This window comes from Amycolatopsis thermoflava N1165, from assembly GCF_000473265.1.
Taxonomy (GTDB): Bacteria; Actinomycetota; Actinomycetes; order Mycobacteriales; family Pseudonocardiaceae; genus Amycolatopsis_E; species Amycolatopsis_E thermoflava.
The window spans coordinates 4,636,878-4,653,091 of record NZ_KI421511.1; the positions used below are offsets into that span (position 1 = coordinate 4,636,878).

Sequence of the window (16,214 nt, forward strand, 5' to 3'; positions counted from 1 at the left end):
CCGCCGCGGGGGCGGCCGGTGGTCCCCGCGGGGTGGTTGTGTCTGGTATCCCAGACAGATGACGGATGTCCCCGCTCTGCGCCGTGGTCTGGCGGTGTTGCGGGTGCTGGCGGCGCGGCCGGGGCCGATCTCGGCCGCCGCGATCGCGCGTGAGCTGGACCTGCCGCGGTCGACGACATACCACCTCCTGGCGGAGCTGGAGGCTGCGGGTTTCGTGGTGCACCTGGCGGCCGAGCGCCGGTACGGGCTGGGGATCGCCGCGTTCGAGCTGGGTTCGGCGTACTTGCGGCACGATCCGCTGGAGCGGCTGGCGGCGCCGTTGTTGCGGAAGCTGGCCGACCGGGTGGGGCACACCGCGCAGCTGGGGGTACTGCACGGCAACGAGTTGCTGTACCTGCTGAAGGAGCGCCCGTCGGCGCCGGAGACGCTGGTGACCGACGTGGGTGTCCGGTTGCCCGCGCACCTGCCGGCGAGCGGCCAGGTGTTGCTGGCCTACCTGCCGCACGCGCACGTCCGGGCGCTGTATCCGCGCTCGTTCGTCACGCGCACCGGCCGGGGCCCGACGTCGCCTGCCGAACTGCGGCAGGCGCTGGCCGCGGTGCGATCACGCGGCTGGGCGGTGGAAGACGGCCAGGTGACCGCCGATTTCGCCTCGGTGGCGCACGCGGTCTTCGACCACAACGGGCGCCCGCTGGCGTCGGTGGCGGTGACGTTCCGCCACGTGTGCGAATCCGGATGCACGCGAACCTGGCCCGACCTGGCGCAGGCAGCCGCCACGACAGCAGCCGCACTGACACGCCAGGTAGGCGGCAAACCCCCGCCCCGCAAACCCTGACACCGCACTCGACAGCAGACCCAATTCCCCGCGCAGCGAAGCGCCCTGGCGAAGCCAGCAGCGAAGCGCCAGCAGCACCACCCGCAACCCACCCACCCGACGCAACCAGCGGCAGACGGGGGTCCAGGGGGCGAAGCCCTCCTGGCGGGGGTCTGGGGGTTCGACCCCCAGAGAAAACGACGAAGGCCGAGGCCTGCGAGCGTTCTCCGCGAGCAGACCTCGGCCTTCGGCCGAGTGGAGGTGCCGGGAATTGAACCCGGGTCCTCTGGCGCCTTGCCTAGGCTTCTCCGTGCGCAGTTCGCTGTGCCTCTACTCGGCCCCACCGGTCACGCGAACAAGCCGGTGTGACGGGCCCAGCCGCTGTGGTTTTCCCTTCCGGTCCCCGCGGCCGGGTCCGGAAGGTGAGCCTCCTAGCTGATGCCGGCTACCGGGACGGAGGCGCTCCCGGGCCGACAGACTCGCACTCGCTCAGGCGGCGAGGGCGAAGTCGCGCTGACTATTAGTCTTGGCGCTTATTTGGTTACGACGACGCTTAACGGTGGTCTCTCGCCTGCACCGGCACGCTTCCCTTGACTCAACGTCCAGAGTCGAAACCGTTCACCCCCTTGATGGTGTTCCGTTACCAGCATAACGCCTCCGGCAACCGGGTTTGTTCCGCACCGGTGGGGTTGTCCCTACCTCGGTGACGCCCGCGCGCCCCATGGTTCACCAGCGGGAACCTCGCGATGCTGGTCCCGTGTTGCAGAGAGAGGAACGGATCATGGGGCCGACGTATTCCGCGCTGGACGGCACGCGGCCGCGCCCTCCGGTGCTCGGTTCGCTCGGGTACCTGCTGTGCAACCTGCCACTGGGGGTGGCGGGGTTCGCGCTGATGGTGACCTTGTTCACGGCGGGTCTGGGCACCGCGATCGTGTGGGTGGGGCTGCCGGTGCTGGCCGCGGGGGTGCTGATCGCCCGTGCGGCCGGCCGCTTCGAGCGCGCCAGGGTGCACCGGATGCTGGGCGCCTACATCCCGACGCCCTACAAGCCGCTGCCGGAGTTCGGCCTGCAGGCCCGCTGGCGTGCGCGGCTGACCGACGGCGCGACCTGGCGGGACGTCCTCTACCTGGTTCTGCTGCTGCCGCTGGGGATCGCCGAGTTCACGATCGTGGTGAGTTTGTGGTCGGTCGGGCTGGCCGCGACGACCCTGCCGTTCTACTGCACCTACCTGCCTGGTGGCGCCTACTTCTTCCCGGCCTTCGACGAACGCTGGATCGTGGTGGATTCGCCGGTCGACGCGCTGCCGTGGGCGGCGCTGGGGTTGATCGTCCTGGCCTGCGCGATCGCGCTGACCCGCGGCATGGGCACGGCTCACGCGTTGTTCGCCCGCGCCATGCTCGGTCCGGGGCCGCGTGCCCGCAGGCTCGTCGAATCGGACACCGACCGCCGTGGTGCGGTGGCATGATGAGCGCCGTGGCCGGTGAGCACGGGCCGATCGAGCAGCCGCGTCCGGGGGCCGCGAAGTCGATCGCATACATGATCTCCTCCTTCGCCTTGCGCCTGGTCCAGTTCGTGCTGGTCGTGACGCTCAGCCTGGTCGGGATCGCGACGACGGTGATCTGGATCGGGATCCCGATCCTGTTGTGGACCACGAGCATGGTGCGCGGGTTCGGCGACCTGGAGCGCCGCTGGGTGCGCCGGATGCTGGGCACACCCCTGCCGCCAGCCGACCGCGTACCGGTCGAGGGCGGGGTGCTGCGCCGGTGGCGGATGCGCCTGGTGGACAGCACGACGTGGCGGGACCTCGCGTACCTGCTGGTCGCGTTCCCGCTGAGCGTGGTCGAGTTCGCGGTCGGCATCGCGTCGATCGTGCTGGTGCCGATGGCGATCTGGGTCGCGCCGTGGATCGGCTGGGTGCACGGCTCGCTGGCCATCGCGCTGCTGGGCCCGAACCGCGCGGAGCGGCTGCGCGTCAAGGCGCAGCAGCTGCAGGCGTCGCGGGCGCGCGGGGTGGACGCCGCCGAGGCCGAGCGCCGCCGGATCGAGCGGGACCTGCACGACGGCGCGCAGCAGCGGCTGGTCGCGGTGGCGCTGAACCTGGGCCGGGTCAAGAACAAGCTGGACAAGGAACCGGACGCGGTCCGCGCGCTGATCGAGGAGGCGCACACCGACGCCAAGCTCGCGGTGTCGGAGCTGCGGGACCTCGCGCGCGGCATCTACCCGGCGGTGCTGGGCGACCGCGGCCTCGACGCGGCGTTGTCCGCGCTGGCAGCGAAGACGCCGATCCCGGTGGAGGTCGCGGTCGACATCGAGCCGCGCCCGCCGGCCGCCGTGGAGACCACCGCGTACTTCATCGCCGGCGAGACGCTCACCAACGTCGCCAAGCATTCCGGCGCGACGGAAGCGCAGGTCAAGGCGTGGCGCACGGACGACAAGGTGATCATCGAGATCACCGACAACGGGCACGGCGGCGCGGAGGTGCGTCCCGGCGGCGGGCTGGCCGGGCTGGCCGACCGGGCCGCCACCATCGACGGCGTGATGACGGTGGTGAGCCCCGAGGGCGGCCCGACGGTGGTGCGAGCCGACCTGCCGTGTACCTGGTGACCCGGTTCGTGAGTGAATAGGGCGAATTCACTCACGGACTGGGGGTTGGCGGAATGCGTGTGGTGATCGCCGAGGACGCGGTCCTGCTGCGGGCCGGGGTCGAGCGGTTGCTCGCCGACGAGGGCATCGAGACGGTCGCCGCGGTCGACCGGGGCGACGAGCTGGTCGGCGCGGTCACCGAGCACCGGCCGGACCTGGCGATCGTCGACGTCCGGATGCCGCCGACGTTCACCGACGAAGGCTTGCGCGCCGCGCTGGCCGCGCGTGAGGCGGTGCCGGGCCTGCCGGTGCTGGTGCTTTCGCAGTACGTCGAGGAGAGCTACGCGGTCGAGCTGCTGTCCGGCGGGGCAGGCGGCGTCGGCTACCTGCTGAAGGAACGCGTGGCCGACGTGGCCGACTTCCTCGACGCGGTCCGCCGTGTCGCACGGGGCGGCACGGCCATCGATCCGGAGGTGATCGCGCAGGTCATGGCTCGGGGACGGAAGAACCCGCTGGACGCGCTGACCGCGCGGGAGTCCGAGGTGCTCGGGCTGATGGCGCAGGGCCTGTCCAACTCGGCCATCGCGGCGGCGCTGGTCGTCTCGCACGGCGCCGTGGAGAAGCACATCGGCAACATCTTCGCCAAGCTCGGGCTGGAGGCCAGCGCGGAGGAGCACCGCCGGGTCCGCGCGGTGCTCACCTACCTCGGCCGCCCCTAGCGGGTCCAGGGCGGCACGATCGTGGTGCCGCCCACCGTGCCGACCATCCCGGCCAATGTGCACACCGTGGCCAGCGCCGGTTCCGCGCCGGGGTTGTCCAACCGGAACAGGGTGTCCGGCGGCACGATCATCGCGTCGCCGGGGGCGAGCCGGTGCACCTCGCCGCCGAGCGTCAGTTCGAGCACCCCGGACTGCAGCACGAACACCTCCTCCCGGCTCACCGAGTGCTCCTCGCCGGTCAGCCCCGGCTCGAGCTCGAGCAGCCAGACGGCCAGCTCGGCGGACCCACGGCTGGGCACGGCCAGCGGGCGGAACACCGCACCGCCGCGCTCGAACCGGGGCGCCTCCGCCAACGTCGCGACAGGCATTTTCCGACCTCCAAGTAGTCAAGCAGCTTTACCAGTTTTAAGGTAAAGCAGCTTGACCATCTAGTCAAGGAGCTTGACCATGACCGCTGGCGACCTGCCGGGACTGCTCGCGCTGACCTTCCGCGCGCTGATGGACGAGATCCACGAGCACCTCGCCGCGGAGGGGTTCGACGACGTCCGCCCGGCACACGGCTTCGTGTTCCACTTCCTGTCGCACCGCCCCGCCACAGCCGTCGAGCTCGGCGAGCACCTCGGCATCACCAAGCAGGCCGCCGTGCAGCTCGTCGACGAGCTGATCACCCGCGGGTACGTCGAACGCCGCCCGCACCCGACCGACCGGCGCAGCAGGCTGGTCGTCCTGACGCCGCGCGGCCGCCAGTGCATCGACCGGGTGGTGGCGCACTCGCGAGCGGCCGAGGACCGGTGGGCGCACCTGATCGGCGCCGATGATTTCGCCCGGATGCACCAAGGGTTGTCGGCGTTCGCGGACGATATGGCGCGACACCGGAGGGTCACCGTCCGTCCGGTGTGGTGAATCGCTCCTCACCCGTTCTGACGGCGGCGCCCGGTCCGCCGCTCACCTACCATGGGCGGACGTTGACATCGTTTCCCCGCACGAGGAGGGCCCCATGACCGAAGAGAACGTCCGGTTCTTCGGTGGCCCACTCGACGGCCGGGTCCAGACGCTCGACGACCCGGTGAGCGGCACGGTCATGCGGCACGTCCACCTGCACGAGGGCCCCAAGATCGAGACCTTCTACCAGCTCGGGTTCTCCCCGGAGGCCGGCTGGGAGTACCGGCTCTGCGGCCTGCCCGCCTCCGAGGTCGACGAGGCTCGCGAGCTGTAGGTAGGGCGGACCCCACCACGGTCCTGCACCTGTCCCCCGCCCGAAGACGGCGGTCTGCCCGGCTGTGCCCGGAACCCGTTCCGACCAGGCTGAACGCATGCGAACAAGCCTGCGGCAGGCCCCGGCGGGAGCCCGCGACACCTTCCTCGACGTGGTCCGCGCGACCGCGATCCTCGCCGTCATCGGGCAGCACTGGCTGATGCCCGTGCTCAGCTACGACCACGGCCGTCTCGCGACCGGCAACGCACTGACCACCCCCGGCTGGTGGGCGCTGACCTGGCTGTCCCAGGTCATGCCGATGGTCTTCTTCGCCGGTGGCGCCGCCAACCTGATGTCGCTGCGCCGCGCCGCGTCCACGCGCGACTGGCTGTCCACGCGGCTCAAGCGCCTGCTGGTCCCGGTCCTGCCGCTGTTCGCGGTGTGGCTCCTGGCGCCGGACCTGCTGCGCGACCTCGGCGCTCCGGAGCAGCCGGTGCAGATCGCCGGCGCGATCGCCGGGCAGTTGCTGTGGTTCCTCGCCGTCTACCTGATCACCGTCGCCGCGACGCCGCTCATGCTGGCCGCGCACCGCCGCTGGGGTCTGCGCGTGCCGCTGGTGCTCACCGGGCTCGCGGTGATCGTCGACTTCGGACGGTTCGAGGTGTTCGGCCCGCTCGGTTACGCCAACGCAGTGTTCGTCTGGCTCGCCGTGCACCAGCTCGGCTTCTCCTATGCCGAGGGCAGGCTCGGCACGCTGAGCCGTCGTGGCGCGGCCGCGCTGGCCGTGGCCGGGTTCGGGGTCACCGCGCTGGCCGTCGCGTTCGGTCCGTACCCGGCGAGCATGATCGGCATGCCGGGCGCGCCGGTGTCCAACATGAGCCCGCCGACCGCGGTGCTGATGAGCCTCGCCGTCGGGCAGGCCGGGTTCTGGCTGGCGCTCAAGCCCACGCTGGCCACGCTCGCCGAGCGCCCCGCCGTCGCCGCCGTGCTGCGCTGGAGCGGACCGCGGTTCATGAGCATGTACCTGTGGCACATGCCGGCGCTGGTCGTCGTCGCCGGCGTCGCGGTGCTCGGCTTCGGTTACGCGACACCGGAACCCGGCAGCGCGGACTGGTTCGCCGTCGCCCCGCTGTGGGTCGGTGCGGCCGCGGTCGTGCTGGCCGGTCTGCTGAAGGCGTTCGGGCGCTTCGAAACCCGGCCCAGCCCGGCCGGCGCCGTCCCGGCCGGACAGCTCGCCGCGGCTGCCGTGCTGGCGTCCGCCGGACTGCTCGGCCTGGCCGCGAAGGGGTTCACCACGCCGCTGGAAGCCGGGATGCTCGCCGGTCCCGTGCCGTGGGTGGCGCTGGTGGTGACGGGGCTGCTGCTGGCGGCGAAGCCGGTGCGGGTCGCCGTCAGAGGTTGAGCAGCTTCGCCGGGGTGTCGTGCAGGACGGCCCGCAGGAAGTCGTCCCCGAGGCGGTCGTCGGCAGCCCAGCCGGCGACCGCCCGCAGCTGCGTGGCGTAGGAGTAGGGGATGTTCGGGAAGTCGGTGCCGAGCACGATCCGGTCGGCGATGTCCGCGAGCCGGCTCGTCCAGTCCGGCGGCAGCGGCATCAGCGCCTCGGTGAACGGGACGCCGACCATCGTGGTGTCCAGGTGGACGCGCGGGTACCGCTCGACCAGCGCGAGCGCCTCGGCGTACTCGGGCATCCCCGCGTGCGCGAGCACCGCTGTCAGCCGCGGGTGCCGGGCGAGCACCTCACCGAACACGTCGAGCCCTGTGTGCGGGCCGCGCTCAGGCCCGTGCCCGGCGTGCACGACGACGGGCACCCCGGCTTCGGCGAGCGCGCCCCACGCGGGGTCGAGCAGCTCGTCCCGCGGGTCGTACGCGCCGACCTGGACGTGCGCCTTGAAGCAGCGGGCGCCGGCCTGCAGCGCTTCGACGACGTAGGTGGCCGCCGACGGTTCCGGGTAGAGCGTCGCGGTGGGCACCGCGGCCGGGACGCGTTCGGCGAACTCGCGCAGCCACCCGTTGAGCCACTCGGCCATGCCGGGCTTGTGCGGGTAGGCCAGCGGCGCGTACCGCAGCACCCCGAACGATTCGAGCAGCGCGACCCGCTCGTCCTCGGCCACCCGGTACTGGATGGGCCACTCGTAGCCGGTGCGCTCACCGATCCGGTCGAAGTAGGCCCAGACCTTGACCAGCATCCGTTCCGGCAGGAAGTGCAGGTGCAGGTCGACGAGACCGTCCAGGCCGAGACCGCGCACCCACTCCCGGATGTCCTCGTCGCGCTCCGGCCCCACCTAGCGGCGGCCCTTCAACGCCCTGCCCACGGCGCGGCTGATCTCGCGCTGGGCGTCGCGCTTGGCCAGGTCCTGGCGCTTGTCGTAGGCCTTCTTGCCCTTGGCCAGCGCGAGCTCGACCTTGACCTTGCCGTCCTTGAAGTACATGGACAGCGGGACGAGCGAGAGCCCGCCCTCCTTGGTCTTGCCGATCAGCTTCTCGATCTCGCCGCGGTGCAGCAGCAGCTTCCGCTTGCGCCGCGACTCGTGGTTGGTCCACGTGCCGTGCTCGTACTCGGGGATGTGGAGGTTGCGCAGCCACACCTCACCGTCGTCGACCGTGGCGAACGCGTCGACCAGCGAGGCGCGGCCGGCGCGCAGGCTCTTCACCTCGGTGCCCACCAGCGCGATCCCGGCCTCATAGGTGTCCAGCACCGCGTAGTCGTGCCGCGCGCGGCGGTTCGACGCGATCACCTTGGAGCCTCGTTCTTTGGGCATAGTTCCAGGTTATCCCACACGTCCCGGGCGGAGCACGGCGTTAATGCCGCACGTAGAGCCGCAGCGTCAGGTACCCGGTGGTGGCCGAGATGATGATCGACGCGAGCAGCAGCCACGGCGCCACCACGATCACGTCGAGCACCTGGATGTTGGGGATGATGCCGCCGGTGACGGACAGGATGCGGTCGATGAACGCGAACTTCGCCGCGATCAGGCCGCCGACCGCGATCGCCCAGCCGATGACGCCGGTGACCACCGCTTCCAGGAGGAACGGCAGCTGCGTGTACCAGCGGGTGGCGCCGACGAGCCGCATGATGCCGACCTCGGTGCGCCGCGTGAACGCTGAGATCTGCACCGTGTTGGAGATCAGCAGCAGGGCGGCGAGGGCTTGGATGAGCGCGATGACGAAGGTGCCGTCGCGGACGCCGCCGAGCACGCCGAAGAACCGGTCGAGGAACTGCTTCTGGTCGTCGACGCGGGAGACGCCGGGCCGGGTGCCGTACTCCTGGGTGATGACGTCGCTGCGGCTCGGGTCCTTGAGCTTGACCTGCAGCGAGGCGGGCAGCGCCTCGGGGCGGGCGGACTGGACCAGGATCGGGTTGTCCTGGAAGAGCTTCTTGAACCGCTCGTAGGCCTGGTCGCGGTTCTCGAACACGACGGAGTCGACGGCCGGGTTGCTGTTCAGGTCGGCCAGCAGTCCGCGGCACGGGTCCTGGGTGCAGGTCTTGTCGTTGGCGCTGACGTCCTGGGTCAGGTAGAGCGAGACCTCGACGTCGGCCATGTAGTTGACCTGCATCTTGTCGATGGTCCGCACGATCAGCAGGCCGCCGCCGAGCATGCCGAGCGAGATGGCCGTGGTGATGATCATCGCGATGGTCATCGTGATGTTGCGGCGCAGGCCGGTGAAGACCTCGCTGAACACGAAACTGGCACGCATCGGGGGGTGGTTCCTCAGGTCGGGGGCAGGCGGGGGTTCGGGGTGACTTATCGGCCGACGCCGTACACGCCCCGGGCGTCGTCGCGGATCACCTTGCCGAGCTGGAGCTCGACGACCCGGCGCCGCATGGAGTCCACGATGGAGTGGTCGTGGGTGGCCATCAGGACGGTGGTGCCGGTGCGGTTGATCCGTTCCAGCAGCAGCATGATGTCCTGGCTGGTGTCGGGGTCGAGGTTCCCGGTGGGCTCGTCGGCCAGCAGCACGAGCGGCCGGTTCACGAACGCGCGGGCGATCGCCACCCGCTGCTGTTCACCACCGGAGAGCTCGTGGGGCATGCGGTCGGCCTTCCCTTCCAGCCCGACCAGCTCGAGGACCTCCGGCACCACCTTCTTGATGGTGTGCTTCGGCTTGCCGATGACCTCGAGCGCGAACGCCACGTTCTCCGCGACGGTCTTGTTGCCGAGCAGGCGGAAGTCCTGGAAGACGCACCCGATGGTCTGCCGCAGGCGGGGGACCCTGCGGCGGGCCATCTTGGCCACGTCGAAGTTGGACACGAAGACCCGGCCCTTGGTGGGGACCTCCTCGCGCAGGAGGAGGCGCAGGAACGTCGACTTGCCGGACCCGGAGGGCCCGATCAGGAAGACGAACTCGCCCTTGTCCACGTCGACCGACACGTTCTCGAGTGCGGGACGCGTCGACGTCTTGTAGACCTTGGAGACACTGTCGAGCCGAATCACGGTGGGCAATCCTACCCATGGGCGTCGTTAAGCCCGGGTTGGCCTATTGCCTCCGGCGCGGCGGTTACGCAGCGTTGGCCTGCTTGCGCCAGCGGATACCGGCCTCCAGGAAGTCGTCGATCTCCCCGTCGAGCACCGAGCTGGGGTTACCCACCTCGTGCTCGGTGCGGAGGTCCTTGACCATCTGGTACGGGTGCAGAACGTAGTTGCGCATCTGGTTGCCCCAGCTGCTGCCGGAGTCCTTGAGCGCGTCCAGCTCGGCGCGTTCCTCCTCCTTCTTCTTGAGGAGGAGTTTGGCCTGGAGGACCTTGAGCGCGGCGGCCTTGTTCTGCAGCTGCGACTTCTCGTTCTGGCAGGAGACGACGATGCCGGTGGGCAGGTGGGTGATGCGCACCGCGGAGTCGGTGGTGTTGACGCTCTGCCCGCCAGGGCCGGAGGAGCGGAACACGTCGACCCGGATGTCCTTCTCCGGGATCTCGACGTGGTCGACCTCCTCGACCTCGGGCAGCACCTCGACGTGGGCGAACGACGTCTGGCGGCGGCCCTGGTTGTCGAACGGGGAGATCCGGACGAGCCGGTGGGTGCCCTGTTCGACGGAGAGGGTGCCGTAGATGTAGGGGGCCGCGACCTTGAAGGTGGCCGACTTGATGCCGGCCTCTTCGGCGTAGGAGATGTCGTAGACGTCGGTCGGGTAGCCGTGGCGCTCGGCCCAGCGCAGGTACATGCGCAGGAGCATCTCGGCCCAGTCGGCCGCGTCGACGCCGCCGGCTTCCGCGCGGATGGTGACCACCGCGTTGCGGTCGTCGTACTCGCCGGAGAGCAGAGTGCGGACCTCGAGGGCGTCCACTTCCTTCGCGAGGCGGGTCAGCTCGCCTTCGGCCTCGGCCTTGCTGGCGTTGTCGCCCTCGGCCTCGGCGAGCTCGTGGAGCACCTCGAGGTCGTCGAGCCGCTGGCGCAGGTCGGTGACCCGGCGCAGCTCGGCCTGCCGGTGGGACAGCTGACTGGTGACCTTCTGCGCGGCCTCCGGGTCGTCCCACAGGTTGGGGTTGGACGCCTGCTCTTCCAGGTCAGCCACCTGTGCGCGCAGGGCGTCGAGGTCCATGACGGACTCGACCTGCGTCAGCTTGCCGGCGAGGTCCTTCAGGTCGGCTGCGAAGTCACCACTCACAACCTTCAAGGTTACGGCACGGGGCGCGGCCGGTTACGGGAACCGGCCGCTTGGGGCCCCGTGGCCGCTCAGGCGTCCGGGATCGCGTCGATCAGCTTCAGCGCCGCGCGGGCGTGCGCCTGGCCGAACTCGGCGATGGCCTTGCTGTAGGGGTCGCCTGCTGCCTTGACGGCCGCCCTCGCCTCGTCCAGGTCCTCCTGGTAGCTGGCCCTGGCCGTCTCGATGAGGCCGGCGCGCTGCTTCGCGGTGAGCGAGGCGGCGTGCACGAGGCGCAGGATCAGGGGGCTGCGGAGGTGGTCGGGGCCGGCGTCGGAGGTCAGCCAGGCCTTGAAGGCCTTCTTCCCGGCGGCGGTGATCACGTACTGCTGGCTGGAGCGCGGGCCTTGCTTGCCGAGCCGGACGAGCCCTTCCTTGGCGAGGGCGGGCAGCTCACGGTAGACCTGGCTGCGGGTGACGCTGAAGAACGTCCCGAACCGCTCCTCCGCCGCCGCAACCAGCTGCCCCCCGGTGGCCGGGCCGTCCTGGAGCAGGCCGAGCAATGCCGCTGCTGTTGCATTGAGTTCAGACACCCCTACAAGGTGCCACTTTTCCGCCGATCTGTCCACAGTGGTCACGGTCAATGTCCACAAAGGTCATTACCTTCCCCCGTCCGGCCCAATCGGGGGTGCCCCAAGCGCACGAAAAAGGCCCGGTCCGTGAAGACCGGGCCTTTTCCCTGGTAGCGGGGACAGGATTTGAACCTGCGACCTCTGGGTTATGAGCCCAGCGAGCTACCGAGCTGCTCCACCCCGCGCTGTAAGTCCCACTATACACACCTCACCCTGGCCCCCAAACTGACCCCCCAGACGCTCCCGAGTGGACATCACCCCGCGCCCCGACACCGCATGACGCGAGGCACTCACGCCTGCCCAACGCCTGGAGTCAGCCCCCAGCAACTCCGAGTGGCCCCCACACCAACCGAGCCCCTCAGCACCGATGGCCCACCCCCCATGCCCCAGCGCCGCCAGGCGCCAAGGCCCGCCCCCACCCACCCGCACGTCCCCACCGATCCAGCACCGCACGGGGATGCAGGGGCGCCCCCTGCCGGGGCCTAGGGGTTCGACCCCCACAGACAACGAAGACCGCTCAACAGCCCCGTTCACGCCCTGACACGCACACCGGCCCCAGCGCCGCCAGGCGCGAAGGGCCACCCCGCACCCAACGCAAGATCACCACGTCACTAGCACCGCACGGGGGTGCAGGGGGCTCGCCCCCTGCCGGGGGCCTGGGGGTTCGACCCCCAGAGACAACGAAGAGAGGCCCCCGATCCGCGCTTTCCGCGGATACAGGGGCCCCTGCCTCTCGTAGCGGGGACAGGATTTGAACCTGCGACCTCTGGGTTATGAGCCCAGCGAGCTACCGAGCTGCTCCACCCCGCGTTGTGAGGATGAGTTTACGCCTTAGTTGCGGGGGTGTGCACACCGGGTGCCGGAAGCAGTTCCGGCACCCGGTGTGGTGCGTCATCCGCCCGGCTGGGGTGGCGCCGAGGTCGTCTGGGCGGCCTTGGCGTTCTCGTAGGCGCGGGCGGCGGCGTCGAGCGCGGCGAGCGCCTCGCCCTGTGCGGCGAAGTTGCCGCTCTGCTGGGCTTGCCGGAGCCGTTCGAGCGCCGACTGGATGTCGGCGACGGCCTGGTCGAGGGCGGGGCTGCTGCCGGTGCCGCCGGTGGCGGGCGGGGTCGTCGGCGTGGTGGACGGTGTCGGCGTGGTGGTCGGTTGTTGCTGGGTCGGCGAGGTCGCCGCCTGGCCGGCCTGGTCACCGAAGACCTGTTTGAGCGCGTCGGCGAGGGTGGAGGCGAACCCGACCTTGGATCCGTAGGACACCAGCACGCGGGCGAGCTGCGGGTAGCTGTTCTGGTTGCGTTGCTGGATGTAGACGGGTTCGACGTAGAGGAATCCGCCGCCGACGGGCAGGGTGATCAGGTTGCCGAAGATCACCGTGACGCTCTGGTTGCTGAACAGGGTGCGTTCCTGGGCGAACCGGGAGTCGCTCTGGAACCTGTTCTGGACCTGGACGGGGCCGTCGACCTGGCTGTTGCCCGCCGCGGTGGTGGGTAGCCGCAGGACCTTGATGGCGCCGTAGTCGTTCGGGTCGGAGGACACTGTCATCCAGGCCGCGAGGTACTGCCGTTGCAGGGCGGTGAGCGGGCTGGTCAGCTGGAACGTCGTGCCGCTCTGCCCCGGCGCCTGCGCCAGCACGTAGTAGCCGGGCTGGTTGGCCAGGCCGGAGGCGTCCAGGTTGGTGCCGCCCTCCTGGGTCGGGTCCTGTGGCACGTTCCAGAAGGTGTTGGTCGTGTAGAACTCCTGCGGGTCGGTGACGTGGTACTTCGTCAGGAGTTCGCGCTGGACCTTGAACAGGTCCTCGGGGTACCGGAAGTGCGACCGCAGCTCGGGGCTGATCTCGGTGCCCGGCTTGACCAGGCCCGGGAAGACCTGCTCCCACGCCTTGAGGACCGGGTCCTTTTCGTCGACCGAGTAGAGGGTGACGGTGCCGTTGAACGCGTCGACGGTCGCCTTGACCGAGTTGCGGATGTAGTTGATGTTGTTGTTGGCCTGGCGGGCGACGCCGGCGAGGGTGTCCTCGGTGGCGGCGCCGAGCGGGGTCTGCTGGGAGTACGGGTAGTTGTTCAGCGTGGTGTAGCCGTCGACGATCCAGACGATCTTGCCGTCGACCACCGCGGGGTACGGGTCGCCGTCGACGGTGAGCCACGGCGCGACCTTGCTGACGCGCTGGCGCGGGTCGCGGTTGTACATGATCTTCGAGCCGTCGCTGATGGCGTCGGAGAAGAGGATGTTGCGCTCGCCGTACTTGGCCGCGAAGGCGAGGCGGTTGAACCAGTTGCCGAGGTTCACGCCGCCGGTGCCGTCGTAGCGGTAGTTGCTGCTGCTCGCGCTGTCGTACTCGCCGGGTGCGCGGCCTTCCTGGCCGCCGACGATGGCGTAGTCGTTGGTGAGCTCGCCGTAGTAGATCCGCGGCTCGGTGACCGAGATGCCGGGCGCGGTGGGGTTGGCCGGGTTGATGCCGGCGCCGGTCGGATTCTGCGTGTCGCTGGTGACCGCGATCGGGTAACCGCCGTCGCTGTTGGCGTTGCTCACGGCACGGTCGATCGTGTTGGCCGGTGCCGCCACGAACCCGTTCCCGTGCGTGTAGACCATGTGCTTGTTGATCCAGTTGGTCTGGTTGCCGGTGAGGTTGGCGGTGTTGATCTCACGGGCGGCGACCACGTAGTCCTGCAGCTTGCCGTCGATCTCGTAGCGGTCGATGTCGAGCTTCTGCGGGAAGCCGTAGAAGTTCTCCCGGCCGACCCGCTGGGTGAAGGTGGGCGCCAGCACGTTCGGGTCGAGCAGGCGAATGTTGGGCACGGTCGTGACGTCCGCGCTGATGTCCGACGCGGTGGCCTGCCCGGTGCCGGTGTAGTCCTCGTACTGGACGTTGTTGAGCCCGAACGCGGACTTCGTCGCGTCCATGTTGCGACTGATGGAAAGCGCTTCCTTCTGGTTGGCGTTCGGCTTGACCGAGAACTGCTCGAGGATCGCCGGCCAGGCGACGCCGACCAGCACACCGGACAGGATCAGCAGCACCAGCGCGATCGCGGGCAGCTGGATGTTGCGCAGGAACGCACCCGCGAAGAACGCGACAGCGCAGATCGCGGAGATGCACAGCAGGATCAGCTTCGCGGGCAGCACCGCGTTCAGGTCCGTGTAGGTGGCGCCGTAGAACAGCGGGGCGTTGCGGTCGGAGAACAGCAGGTTGTAGCGGTCGAAGTAGTACTCGACGGCCTTCAGCAGCACGAACAGGCCGGCGGTGACGGCGAGCTGGACGCGGGCCGAGCCGGCGAGCTGGCCGCCGCGGCCGGCGAGCCGGATGCCGCCGAACAGGTACTGCGCGATGAGCGCGCCGATGAACGAGATCGTCACCGCGACGAACAGCCAGCCGAGCAGCCACTGGTAGAAGGGCAGCGTGAAGGCGTAGAAGCCGATGTCGTTGCCGAACTCGGGGTCGGTCTGGCCGAAGCTCGTGCCGTGCAGGAACAGCTGGATGCGCTGCCAGTCGCCCTCGCCGGTCGCGCCCGCGATGAGGCCGGTGACCAGCGGGATGCCGATGCCGAACAGCCGGATGCGGCCGACCACGGCCGAGCGGTAGCGGGCCAGCGGGTCGTCGGCGCCGGAGACCGGGACGAACACCGGCCGCGTGCGGTAGGCGATCCACAGGCTGAGCGCGAGCGAGCCGCCGACCAGCAGCCCGATCGCGAAGAACAACACGATGCGGGTGACGACCATGGTGTTGAAGACCTGGCGGGCGTCCACCTCGCCGAACCACAGCCAGTCGACATAGGTGTCCAACAGGCGCGCGCCGAGTAGCAGCGCCAGGACGATCACCGCGGCGATGATCAGCAGTACCCGGCTGCGACGGGACAGCTTCGGCAGGCTCACTGGGGGCCGACTGGCCACTGCGCACGCTCCTGATGTCTTGGTCCGCTGGCGGGGCGACCCGTAATGCAGGACACCCCTGAACCCCTAACTGTAGGAGGGCCGCCGCGGGTTCCCCGACCGGCCCGAATCGGACACGTCCGGCAGGCACCTGACACGATGAGGAGATGGCATCGGAAGTCAACCCCGCCACCGGTCCGGCCATCGCGGCGCTGGCCCGTGAGGTCGAGGAGTTCGTGGCCGCCGCCGGGTGGGACCAGCCTCCTCAGCTGTTCGCGCTGGTCCCGACCGCGTCGCTGCTGCGCGAGCAGCCCGAGCTGGCCGGGCAGCTCGACCCGTCGAGCGCGCTGACCCCGGTGGCGCAGGAGCCGCTGCCCGAGGGTGACCTGGCGGAGGCGCTGGGGCGGATCGCGTGGCCGGAGGCCGTGCTCGGCTGCGCGCTGGCCCAGGAGATCATCGTGCTGCCGCCGAGCGCCGAGTCGGAGCTGTCCGGGTCCGGCGACGCGGAGCGGCTGCGGCAGGCCGCGGCGGACCACCCCGACCGGACGGAGGCGCGCCTGGTGGCGGCCGTGCTGCGGGACGGCCCGGGCGCCTGCGTCATGCGGCTGCGGGGCTACACCAAGGCGGAGGACGCCGAGCCCGCCGACGAGATCGTCGAGCACCCCGACCTGGCGCCGAACCTGCTGGACGCACTTCGCGCCACGCTGGCCCCCTGACCTCAGGGGCACGCTCAGCCGGTGCCAGGGCCTACGAGCCACTGCTCTCGCATCGGGTTGCCGGGCTAGGGGCTGTCCGGTCTCACAAAACTCGGCACGGCGGCCGCCACGCCGCGGTGC

The 16,214-nt window shown here is 70.2% G+C and carries 16 protein-coding genes, 2 tRNA genes and 1 other RNA gene; 8 read left to right on the plus strand and 11 right to left on the minus strand.

Annotated features, from left to right (window positions below; all coding sequences use genetic code 11):
• Positions 1–58: 58 nt before the first annotated feature.
• Positions 59–835 (plus strand): IclR family transcriptional regulator, encoded by a 777-nt coding sequence (locus tag AMYTH_RS0122830; RefSeq protein ID WP_037322643.1) that lies wholly within the window; start codon positions 59–61, stop codon positions 833–835.
• Between the two features lie 232 nt (positions 836–1,067).
• Here the strand turns inward: AMYTH_RS0122830 and ssrA are convergent.
• Positions 1,068–1,440: a transfer-messenger RNA gene (gene ssrA / locus AMYTH_RS47475) on the minus strand.
• A 155-nt stretch (positions 1,441–1,595) separates the two neighbouring features.
• On the opposite strand from ssrA, the gene AMYTH_RS0122835 reads away from it, so the two are divergent.
• Genes AMYTH_RS0122835 through AMYTH_RS0122845 form a run of 3 tightly spaced genes read left to right on the plus strand, consistent with a single transcriptional unit; the run spans position 1,596 to position 4,116 of the window.
• Positions 1,596–2,279 carry a sensor domain-containing protein gene (locus AMYTH_RS0122835; RefSeq protein ID WP_027932260.1) on the plus strand — a complete coding sequence of 228 codons (684 nt, stop codon included), beginning with the start codon at positions 1,596–1,598 and terminating at the stop codon, positions 2,277–2,279.
• Positions 2,279–3,418 (plus strand): sensor histidine kinase, encoded by a 1,140-nt coding sequence (locus AMYTH_RS0122840; protein WP_037322644.1) that lies wholly within the window; start codon positions 2,279–2,281, stop codon positions 3,416–3,418. The genes AMYTH_RS0122835 and AMYTH_RS0122840 overlap by 1 nt, the downstream gene beginning before the upstream one ends.
• Before the next feature lie 53 nt (positions 3,419–3,471).
• On the plus strand, positions 3,472–4,116 hold the full coding sequence (locus AMYTH_RS0122845; protein ID WP_027932262.1) for a response regulator transcription factor: 645 nt from the start codon (positions 3,472–3,474) through the stop codon (positions 4,114–4,116).
• Here AMYTH_RS0122845 and AMYTH_RS0122850 read toward each other — a convergent pair.
• On the minus strand, positions 4,113–4,484 hold the full coding sequence (locus AMYTH_RS0122850; RefSeq protein WP_027932263.1) for a cupin domain-containing protein: 372 nt from the start codon (positions 4,482–4,484) through the stop codon (positions 4,113–4,115). The two genes, AMYTH_RS0122845 and AMYTH_RS0122850, sit on opposite strands and share 4 nt — an antisense overlap.
• Before the next feature lie 79 nt (positions 4,485–4,563).
• Between AMYTH_RS0122850 and AMYTH_RS0122855 the strand changes: the two genes are divergently transcribed.
• From AMYTH_RS0122855 to AMYTH_RS0122865, 3 genes are all read left to right on the plus strand, one after another.
• A complete protein-coding gene (locus tag AMYTH_RS0122855) occupies positions 4,564–5,019 on the plus strand; it encodes a MarR family winged helix-turn-helix transcriptional regulator (protein WP_027932264.1) in 456 nt (151 codons plus the stop codon).
• Between the two features lie 94 nt (positions 5,020–5,113).
• The gene (locus tag AMYTH_RS0122860) at positions 5,114–5,332 is read left to right on the plus strand and encodes a hypothetical protein (RefSeq protein WP_020417604.1); all 219 of its coding nucleotides are present in this window, start codon (positions 5,114–5,116) and stop codon (positions 5,330–5,332) included.
• A 97-nt stretch (positions 5,333–5,429) separates the two neighbouring features.
• The gene (locus AMYTH_RS0122865) at positions 5,430–6,713 is read left to right on the plus strand and encodes an acyltransferase family protein (protein WP_027932265.1); all 1,284 of its coding nucleotides are present in this window, start codon (positions 5,430–5,432) and stop codon (positions 6,711–6,713) included.
• Here the strand turns inward: AMYTH_RS0122865 and AMYTH_RS0122870 are convergent.
• From AMYTH_RS0122870 to AMYTH_RS0122910, 9 genes are all read right to left on the minus strand, one after another.
• A complete protein-coding gene (locus AMYTH_RS0122870) occupies positions 6,703–7,593 on the minus strand; it encodes an amidohydrolase family protein (protein ID WP_027932266.1) in 891 nt (296 codons plus the stop codon). The genes AMYTH_RS0122865 and AMYTH_RS0122870 overlap by 11 nt on opposite strands.
• A complete protein-coding gene (smpB, locus tag AMYTH_RS0122875; RefSeq protein WP_026153846.1) occupies positions 7,594–8,070 on the minus strand; it encodes an SsrA-binding protein SmpB in 477 nt (158 codons plus the stop codon).
• Between the two features lie 40 nt (positions 8,071–8,110).
• Complete coding sequence (gene ftsX / locus AMYTH_RS0122880) at positions 8,111–9,007, minus strand: permease-like cell division protein FtsX (RefSeq protein WP_017987099.1); 897 nt, start codon at positions 9,005–9,007, stop codon at positions 8,111–8,113.
• 47 nt (positions 9,008–9,054) lie between these two features.
• Complete coding sequence (gene ftsE / locus AMYTH_RS0122885; protein WP_017987098.1) at positions 9,055–9,744, minus strand: cell division ATP-binding protein FtsE; 690 nt, start codon at positions 9,742–9,744, stop codon at positions 9,055–9,057.
• A 64-nt stretch (positions 9,745–9,808) separates the two neighbouring features.
• The gene (gene prfB / locus AMYTH_RS0122890) at positions 9,809–10,912 is read right to left on the minus strand and encodes a peptide chain release factor 2 (protein WP_020417601.1); all 1,104 of its coding nucleotides are present in this window, start codon (positions 10,910–10,912) and stop codon (positions 9,809–9,811) included.
• A 68-nt stretch (positions 10,913–10,980) separates the two neighbouring features.
• Entirely contained in the window at positions 10,981–11,481 is a 501-nt protein-coding gene (locus AMYTH_RS0122895) for a PadR family transcriptional regulator (RefSeq protein WP_027932267.1), read from the minus strand.
• 147 nt (positions 11,482–11,628) lie between these two features.
• Positions 11,629–11,705: transfer RNA gene (locus tag AMYTH_RS0122900), tRNA-Met, on the minus strand.
• A 551-nt stretch (positions 11,706–12,256) separates the two neighbouring features.
• Positions 12,257–12,330: transfer RNA gene (locus AMYTH_RS0122905), tRNA-Met, on the minus strand.
• A gap of 81 nt (positions 12,331–12,411) precedes the next feature.
• On the minus strand, positions 12,412–15,381 hold the full coding sequence (locus AMYTH_RS0122910; protein ID WP_027932268.1) for a UPF0182 family protein: 2,970 nt from the start codon (positions 15,379–15,381) through the stop codon (positions 12,412–12,414).
• Between the two features lie 164 nt (positions 15,382–15,545).
• Here AMYTH_RS0122910 and AMYTH_RS0122915 point away from each other — a divergent pair, with 164 nt between their 5' ends.
• Positions 15,546–16,094 carry a PPA1309 family protein gene (locus AMYTH_RS0122915; RefSeq protein WP_027932269.1) on the plus strand — a complete coding sequence of 183 codons (549 nt, stop codon included), beginning with the start codon at positions 15,546–15,548 and terminating at the stop codon, positions 16,092–16,094.
• The last annotated feature ends 120 nt before the right edge of the window (positions 16,095–16,214 follow it).

What these genes read in the sequence shown, in the direction of transcription:
- AMYTH_RS0122835 (WP_027932260.1), top strand. Translation starts at nt 1,596, where the DNA reads ATGGGGCCGACGTATTCCGCGCTGGACGGCACGCGGCCGCGCCCTCCG.
- AMYTH_RS0122915 (WP_027932269.1), top strand. Translation starts at nt 15,546, where the DNA reads ATGGCATCGGAAGTCAACCCCGCCACCGGTCCGGCCATCGCGGCGCTG.
- AMYTH_RS0122865 (WP_027932265.1), top strand. Translation starts at nt 5,430, where the DNA reads ATGCGAACAAGCCTGCGGCAGGCCCCGGCGGGAGCCCGCGACACCTTC.
- AMYTH_RS0122850 (WP_027932263.1), bottom strand. Translation starts at nt 4,484, where the DNA reads ATGCCTGTCGCGACGTTGGCGGAGGCGCCCCGGTTCGAGCGCGGCGGT.
- AMYTH_RS0122855 (WP_027932264.1), top strand. Translation starts at nt 4,564, where the DNA reads ATGACCGCTGGCGACCTGCCGGGACTGCTCGCGCTGACCTTCCGCGCG.
- AMYTH_RS0122845 (WP_027932262.1), top strand. Translation starts at nt 3,472, where the DNA reads ATGCGTGTGGTGATCGCCGAGGACGCGGTCCTGCTGCGGGCCGGGGTC.
- smpB (WP_026153846.1), bottom strand. Translation starts at nt 8,070, where the DNA reads ATGCCCAAAGAACGAGGCTCCAAGGTGATCGCGTCGAACCGCCGCGCG.
- AMYTH_RS0122840 (WP_037322644.1), top strand. Translation starts at nt 2,279, where the DNA reads ATGAGCGCCGTGGCCGGTGAGCACGGGCCGATCGAGCAGCCGCGTCCG.
- AMYTH_RS0122830 (WP_037322643.1), top strand. Translation starts at nt 59, where the DNA reads ATGACGGATGTCCCCGCTCTGCGCCGTGGTCTGGCGGTGTTGCGGGTG.
- ftsX (WP_017987099.1), bottom strand. Translation starts at nt 9,007, where the DNA reads ATGCGTGCCAGTTTCGTGTTCAGCGAGGTCTTCACCGGCCTGCGCCGC.
- AMYTH_RS0122860 (WP_020417604.1), top strand. Translation starts at nt 5,114, where the DNA reads ATGACCGAAGAGAACGTCCGGTTCTTCGGTGGCCCACTCGACGGCCGG.